Origin of the sequence: Flavobacterium pokkalii, assembly GCF_014596575.1 — a bacterium.
GTDB lineage: Bacteria > Bacteroidota > Bacteroidia > Flavobacteriales > Flavobacteriaceae > Flavobacterium > Flavobacterium pokkalii.
In genome coordinates this window covers 39,824-47,677 of sequence record NZ_NASZ01000027.1, presented here as the reverse complement: position 1 = coordinate 47,677, position 7,854 = coordinate 39,824, and the positions used below count along the sequence as shown (strand labels likewise).

The 7,854-nt window shown below is 33.1% G+C and carries 8 protein-coding genes; 1 reads left to right on the top strand and 7 read right to left on the bottom strand.

All coding sequences use genetic code 11. The annotated features are described in order from the left end of the window. Window positions 1-351: 351 nt before the first annotated feature. The gene (locus B6A10_RS14585) at window positions 352-1,587 is read right to left on the bottom strand and encodes an ABC transporter permease (RefSeq protein WP_188221445.1); all 1,236 of its coding nucleotides are present in this window, start codon (window positions 1,585-1,587) and stop codon (window positions 352-354) included. A 100-nt stretch (window positions 1,588-1,687) separates the two neighbouring features. After that, window positions 1,688-2,185 carry a YkgJ family cysteine cluster protein gene (locus B6A10_RS14580; protein ID WP_188221444.1) on the bottom strand — a complete coding sequence of 166 codons (498 nt, stop codon included), beginning with the start codon at window positions 2,183-2,185 and terminating at the stop codon, window positions 1,688-1,690. Window positions 2,186-2,268: 83 nt separating this feature from the next. Between B6A10_RS14580 and B6A10_RS14575 the strand changes: the two genes are divergently transcribed. Continuing rightward, window positions 2,269-2,973, top strand: a complete 705-nt coding sequence (locus B6A10_RS14575; protein ID WP_188221443.1) for a class I SAM-dependent methyltransferase — start codon at window positions 2,269-2,271, stop codon at window positions 2,971-2,973. Between the two features lie 51 nt (window positions 2,974-3,024). Here B6A10_RS14575 and B6A10_RS14570 read toward each other — a convergent pair whose 3' ends face one another. From B6A10_RS14570 to B6A10_RS14545, 5 genes are all read right to left on the bottom strand, one after another. Further along, a complete protein-coding gene (locus B6A10_RS14570) occupies window positions 3,025-3,417 on the bottom strand; it encodes an energy transducer TonB (protein WP_188221442.1) in 393 nt (130 codons plus the stop codon). 2 nt (window positions 3,418-3,419) lie between these two features. Continuing rightward, window positions 3,420-4,052, bottom strand: a complete 633-nt coding sequence (locus B6A10_RS14565; protein WP_188221441.1) for a 7-carboxy-7-deazaguanine synthase QueE — start codon at window positions 4,050-4,052, stop codon at window positions 3,420-3,422. A gap of 125 nt (window positions 4,053-4,177) precedes the next feature. Continuing rightward, window positions 4,178-5,848: a tetratricopeptide repeat protein gene (locus B6A10_RS14560; protein ID WP_188221440.1), complete on the bottom strand. Its 1,671-nt coding sequence runs from the start codon at window positions 5,846-5,848 to the stop codon at window positions 4,178-4,180. A gap of 47 nt (window positions 5,849-5,895) precedes the next feature. Continuing rightward, window positions 5,896-6,807, bottom strand: coding sequence for a PstS family phosphate ABC transporter substrate-binding protein (locus B6A10_RS14555; RefSeq protein WP_188221439.1), 912 nt, complete (start codon window positions 6,805-6,807; stop codon window positions 5,896-5,898). Window positions 6,808-7,039: 232 nt separating this feature from the next. Continuing rightward, window positions 7,040-7,852, bottom strand: coding sequence for an energy transducer TonB (locus tag B6A10_RS14545; RefSeq protein WP_026715084.1), 813 nt, complete (start codon window positions 7,850-7,852; stop codon window positions 7,040-7,042). Window positions 7,853-7,854: the final 2 nt, after the last annotated feature.

Below are 7,854 nucleotides of genomic sequence, written 5' to 3'. Positions count from 1 at the left end.
TCAACCTCCAAACTTTATTTTTAAAAATTTCTTCTTAAATATTAATCCGTTTTTCAGTATGTTTCTTAGAACGTTTTCGCTGTTGCGGGTGCAAAAGTAGCACCTTTATTCAATTACACAATACCTTTTACCAACTATTTTACTAACTATTTTTTAACAACCTGATAACAAAGCTTTTCTATTTTGAAGCTTTTTATGTTTGTAGGAATTTGGAAGGTTTTAAATCGATTTAGACACAAAGGACGCAAAGAAACCACGAAGCCTGATAGCTACCGAGATGCTTCTAACAAAAAAGAGACCAAAACAGTTTTCAACCATTAAAGTCTCTTAATCTATTTAAACAAAACTCACCTAATCGAAACGTATCGCTTTAACCGGAGTAATTTTAGTAATAATATAAGAAGGAATCAATAAAACCAGAAAACAAACAGCAACCGTCAACACATTCAACAATATTATATAAAAGACATTTATATAGACCGGTGCCTCGTTTACATAATAATTTTCAGGATTAAGATGAACAACTCCAAAATACTTTTGAATTAACAAAATACCTATACCTATTAAATTCCCCCAAAACAATCCGCGATAAATTAAATAAGACGCATTATACAAAAACGTTTTTCTAATAGACCAATTACTCGCACCCAAAGCTTTTAGAATCCCAATCATTTGTGTTCGTTCCAAAATAAGCACTAATAAAGCTACTACCATATTTATGGTTGCCACCAAAATCATCACAATAAGAATTACCACAATATTAAAGTCAAACAACTGAAGCCATTCGAATATATAACTATATCTTTCGACAATTGTTTGAGAATCCAAAGTTGAACCGGAATGTTGATAAACCTGCTCTCCAACCGTTTTTATATTATCAAAATCATTTACAAAAACCTCAAAAGCTCCTACCTGATCCGTTTTCCACTTATTAATCCTCTGAATATGCCTGATATCTCCCAAAACAAAAGAAGCATCAAATTCCTGGAAACCGGAATTAAAAATACCCACAATTTTAAATCGTCTAACATTTGGCAATTTACTTTGCCCCTCTTTCATAAAAAAGGTATTAAAACCATCTCCAACTTTTAATTTTAACCTATTAGCCAAATATTGAGAAATAACCACTTCAGGATTTAATTGCCCCGAAACATCTGGCAATCTTCCGGAAACCAAATACTCCTTAATATTATCCCACTTATAATCTGTCCCTACACCTTTAAAAACTATTCCTTCAAAAGCTTCGGCGGTTCTAATAATCCCAGCTTTACTGGCAACAGCCTGAATATGGCTTACCTCAGGGACCGAATTAAACTTAGGGTAAAATTTTTGATTTTTAGAAACAGGAACTAAAGTAGCATCGGACTGATTATTGTCATAATTAGCAATAATGATATGCCCGTTAAATGCCGATATTTTCTCTCTAATCTTTTGCTGCAGTCCAATTCCTGTTGCAACAGAAACAATCATCATAACCATACCGATAGAAATTGCCGATATAGCAATTTTTATAATAGGTGCCGAAATACTGCTTTTATTATTTTTAGCAGTAATGAGACGTTTCGCAATGAAGTATTCTAAATTCAAGTGATTTAATTTGAAAGTTGAAGCTCAAAAATACAGTTTTATTATTGCTTTTACCAACAAGCCTTTACTACTTATTCTAAAAAGACAACACACTATTTAATTACAAAGGTAATTTTCGTTTCATTTCCTCCACAATGTTATAAACAGCCGGACAAACAGGAATATTTTTTAATGTAATATCAGTAATCTGCTGAAACTTTTTTCTGTCAGTATGCGGAAACTCTCTACAGGCTTTTGGTCTGACGTCATAAATAAAACAAGTATTATCAGTATCTAAAAAAGTGCAGGGTAATTTTTGTAAAACACAATCATTATCCTCATCAATACGCAAATACTGATCAATAAATTGCTGTGGTTTTTGTCGCAAATGTTTTGAAATCCGTTCAATATCGGCAGAAGTAAACAACGGACCGGTCGTTTTACAACAATTTGCACATGATAAACAATCTGTTTTTTTAAATTCGGCATCATGCAAATCCTGCATGATATAATCTAAATTCTTAGGTGTTTTCTTTTTAAGCTTATCAAAATACTTTTTGTTTTCAACTTGCTTATCTTTGGCTAATTTTCCGAGTTCGTTTAAAGAAGGCTTGAGCATTTATGATTTTTGCTAATAATTAAAACAACAGCACAAAATTACTCAAATCAGGAAACAAATTATCATCAAAGCTAATAAACATTATGAAAGACCTATTTGGCAAAGCTATTCTTGATTATCAAACCAACAATAAACCCGAAAATCTTATTACTGAAACTAACATTTCAGAAGAAGATGAAATGAGTGTTGCTTATTTGTTTCGAACTTTTGAAGAAATGCCTTCTATAGAACAAAAAGCTCTGGAATTAGCTAAAGGAAAAACTTTAGATGTGGGTTGCGGTGCAGGAAGTCATAGTTTATATCTCCAAAATAAAAAGCTACTTGATATAACTGCGATTGATATTTCATCAAACGCAATCAAAGCATGTGAACTCAGAGGTATTCAGAAAGTAAAAGTTCAGGACATTTTAACTTTAGAAAACGAAAAATTCGATACCATTTTACTTCTTATGAATGGAACCGGAATTTTTGGCACGCTGAAAAACACCCCAAAATTTCTGCAAAAGCTAAAATCTCTATTAAATCCAGGAGGACAAATTTTAATTGACAGTTCCGATATCATTTATATGTTTGACGAAGATGAAGATGGCGCCTTTGAAGTTCCGGCAAATTCTTATTACGGAGAGTTAGAATTCACAATTCAGTACAAAGGTGAAACCGAAGACAGTTTTCCCTGGCTTTATTTAGATTACAACACTTTACAAAATGCTGCTATTGCCAATGGATTTCAATGCGAATTGATTCTAGAAGGAGAACATTATGATTATTTAGCCAAACTTAGCTTCTAAATAAAAACACAAAAACAAAACAATTCTAGTTTTTGCTTTTGTGTTTTTTTATTATACTCCCCCAATCGACAAAGGACAAGAATAAAGCACTTTAATTGGTTTACCATCTTTAATTCCAGCTTTCCATTTACCCTGAGTTGTCTTTAAAACTCTAATTAATTCTTCTGCTGCTCCATGCCCTATATCTTGAACAATATTAAAATCACCAATATTTCCGTTCTCATCAATGACAAAATTAACAACTACCTTACCTTTCAAACCTCGCACATCAGGAACACGATAGTTTCTCCCAATATATTCATATAACTTAGTTCCTTTGGTAGAAATAGGAACAACATCCATCTTTTCTTTATTAACTAAGAAATTATTATCTTGTTCTGTTTCTTGCCCTAAAGAAATTTGACTAAAACAAATAAAAACAATTAAAAATAATATTTTATTCATAACTAAGGAATATTTAAATACTTATGTGTTTGTAATGAAACCCTCCATTTTGGATTATTCATAACATAATCAACAATCAACGGAGTCATTTCTTCCTTTTTACTCCATTCCGGCTGTAAAAACAATTTAGCTTTTTTATTTACTTTTTCCGCTTGTTCTTCCGCAAAAATAAAATCATGCTTGTTATAAATAATCACTTTTAACTCATCCGCATTTGCATAAACGGTATCAGTAGGTAATTTATTCTTTTTAGGCGAAAGACAAATCCAATCCCAGGTTCCCGACAAAGGATAAGCTCCGGAAGTTTCAATGTGTACCTTTAAATTTTTCTCTTTCAAACTTGAAGTTAACAATCCCATATCCCACATCAAAGGCTCACCACCGGTAATCACAATCGTATCGGCATATTTAGCTGCATTATCAACAATCTGATTAATTTTTGTAGGAGGATGCAATTCGGCATTCCAGCTTTCTTTGACATCACACCAATGACATCCCACATCGCAACCTCCAATTCTAATAAAATAAGCAGCGGTTCCTGTATGAAAGCCTTCCCCCTGAATCGTATAAAACTCTTCCATCAAAGGCAACATAGCCCCTTTATTTACTTCTAATTGAATTTCTTTTGCTAACATTTTGATAATTTAGGCTGCAAAGATAACTAATTTGTAAAGAGATTACTCAATTTATCATTAGCTTAACAAAAGCCCATAAAAAAAAGCCGGCAAAAACCGGCTTTTTATTCTATTCTATCATTCAATTATTGAAGCGTTTTCAATGCCTGAATTGCATATTGATTGGCAGGATCGATAGCAAGAGCTTTATTAAAATGTTCAATCGCTTTTGCTTTATCAAAGTTAGCATAACCTGCCCCCATAGTGCTATAAGCCTCAACTAATTTAGCTTTTACAGTAGGCTTAGCCAACTCTTCAGCTCCTTTAGCAGTAACATGATCAATGTATTCCTGATAGTATTTAATCATTGCCTGATCATCTTCTAACAAACTATTTGTTCTTGCACGTGACACATAAGCATCAACTGTTTCAGGAGAAGCTTCTAATACATTTCCATAAGCAATATCAGCTTTTTTCAATGCAATAGTATCTCTTTCAGCTACAGGTTTACCAGCGTTATCAAAATAAATTGAATTCCCTAAATAATAGTTATCAATTAAGAATGTTCTGCTTTCTTTGTAAGAAGTTGCAATTTCTAAGATTGCTGCAGCCTCTTTGAACATTTTTTTCTCATAGTATTCTTTTCCTAAATCACCTAAACCATCAGCAACAGAAGGCTCTAATTCAACCGCTTTTTTAATAAGTGCAACCCCTTCAGCATACAAAACAGGGTCAATTGCAGTTCCATCGTCAATAGTTCCTTTTTTGATTTTAGCCTTACCTAAATACAAATAATCTAAAGAGATAACTTTATTCGCTGGATTATCGATAAATTTTTGCAAAGAAGCTATAGCATCCTCATTATGTCCATTTTCAAAAGCAGCATAACCTAAATAACGTAAAATTCTAGGATTAACATTATCCAATTCTTTCATTTTATTGGCCTCAATTTCTAATGCTTTATAATCTTTAGCCAAGATTAAGAAATCAGCATGACGCATACGGGAAGCTAAAGAATAATCAGTCTTTGACATGTATTTTTCATAATAAGACAAGGCTTCCTTGATATATTGATCATAACGTCCAGGAACATTTAATGCCCAGTAATAATAGGTTTCAGCTAATTCTCTATAAACCGGCGCATAATTTGGATTTAAAGCAATTACCTCATTGTAAGCATCAACAGCTTCTTTATAAGCTTTTGCTCCTTTCAATAAAACTCCTAACTGCACTTTCGCTCTAAGTAAAGAATTGTCAGCCTGAAATGCATTACGATATGAGATAAATGCCTGATTTTGATTTTTATCACCATAGTAAGCATCTCCAAAAGCTAAAAGCACCTGTGGTTCAGAACCATTCTTCTCTTTTGCTAATTCCAAAGTTGCCAAAGCTGCTTTGTAATCAGGATGGGAATTATTCATATAAGCTCTTGCAATATATACATACTCCTCGAAATCTTTCTTACGCATTTCACTTTTCACTGATTCAAACTTAGCCTTTGCAGCCGCTAAATCATTTTTCTCTAAATCAATTTGCCCTAATCCAATGTTATTAAAATAAGCATCGTCCTTAGCTTTCAAACCTTGGTCATATGTAATTTTAGCCGAATCGATTACACTTTGATTCAAATAAATATTACCTAAAAGAAAATAAGCTTTTCCCTCAGAAGGGTTTGATTTTATAATTGATTTTAAAGAAGTCTTAGCATTTTGAAATTGTTCTGCATCAATTTGCTTCTTAACTTCATCAATACTTTGCGCCTGCAAAACAGAAGCGGAAGCAAAAAATGCAACACTTAAAATTTTAAATTTGTTCATTGTAACTTTATTTAATTGATTCATTTTCATTAATTCGTTTCTCTTAACTATTTTATCCTACTTTTAATCATGATTTTTCTACTTGGCATTGTCGAAGGCAACATTCCCGATTTCAAAACAATTCTTTGACCAATTTCACCGGCTAAAAAAGAAGAGAATCCCATCCCTAAACCGGAAGACCCCTGACAATTTATAATAAACAAATCACGTGCCAAAGGGTATGTTCCCTCAGCCAGGTTGTTCTGAGTTGGCGCAAAATAAGCATTTTTATCCAAACCTTCAACGCTTAATACGTTAATATTAGTTAAATATTTTCTAATATTTTCTGTAGGTTGCAACAACCAATTAACACCTACTACCCCAATCATCCCTTCATTTTCCGAAACAAACTTGACCACTTCTTCATTCGATTTAAAAGAATAAACACCGGTTTGAGGCAGCTCATTAATTTTTGCAAGCTGTGTCAAATAACGAACCGTACTTGAATTAGGATTATCAAATACTAAAGCTTTTATTTTCGAATCAGCTCCTCCCTTTAAAAAAGAAATCACTTCTTTTAAAGCAACCAAAGTATCCGAATCTTTCTTGTTCGAAATAAAGGTTATTGCATCGGTAGCAAATTTTGTAGTTCGAGGCTTGATTTTAGATTGCTCAAAATATTTTGTCTCACTTTCATCTAATGGTCTTGACAAAACCACCACGCCCGAAGTATCTTTTAAAAACGATTGCAACAGCTCTTTTTCAGATTTTGCCACAAGGGTAATTTTAGCATTATAGGTACTTTCAAAAACAGCAATCTGATCTTCAATTAAAGGTTTTACGGTTTCATCTACTAAAAGAGTAACCTTTCCTTTAAGAATAGTCTCCTTATCTTTTTTTAGGCTTGAATCTTTGCAGGAAATAAAAAAAATAACCGCAAAAAAACTAAAGACAAACGAGAACAAAACTATTTTTTTCATAATTATTCTTTATTATCATTAATGATTCTAACACAACGAATGAAAGCATACACAATTAAAAGAATTCCAAAAGCAATTCTGTAATTCATTGGCATACGGATTGGGAAATTTTTCATAAAGATGACAATTAACCCCAAAACAAAATAAAGCATAAAAAACAATATGCCTATAAAAAGAAGAAATCGCTCTTTAAGCGATTTCTTCTGAATATTTGTAATAAATTTTCTTAGCATTAGTCTGCACTTTGAATTGAAATCGGTAAAGAGTAAAGTACCCTTACTGGTTTTCCGTTTTGAATACCCGGATTCCATTTTGGACATTTCTGTAATACTCTTATCGCTTCTTTTCCGGTTCCGTAACCAATATCTCTTAATACTTTAATATCAGTTAACGATCCGTCTTTTTCAACTACGAAGGTAACATATACTTTCCCTTTCAAACCTTCTTCTTCAGGTGTACGGTAGTTTTTACCCACAAATGAATAAAATTTCTCCATACCTCCAGGGAATTCCGGTTTTACTTCGATACCGGCAGTGTTGTAAACCTGATCATCAGATTCTTCAACTACCTGGCTGGTTTTAGGACCTGTTCCAGCTGGCGCTACAGTTAACACCGCATCCGGATCACCTTTGATAGTTTGAGCACCGATCTTTTTATCCTTGATTTCTTCAATCTTAGGCGGTTCTTCAACTACCTCTTCCGCTTTTGCTACCACCGGTTTTACAAATTTCACCTGATCCACTTTTGGAGGTGGTGGCGGTGGTGGCGGAGCATATTTTTTAGGCTCTTCCAGTTTCTTAGGAGGCAACTTAATTTTAGTAAGCTTTACTTCTCTAATAGCATTGTCTTCCTCGTTTTCTGCTTTAGGAATCAAACTGATTATCAGAGGAGCGCTAACTGCCAAACTAAAAAAGAAAGCACCAATAAGGAGCGCCTTAATTGTAGTTTTACGGTTAGATTTTCTCAACTCGTAAGCACCATATAGCTTATTACGACCTTCGAAAACAATATCAACCCATTGATTTTTTAATATGTCTAATTTCATTT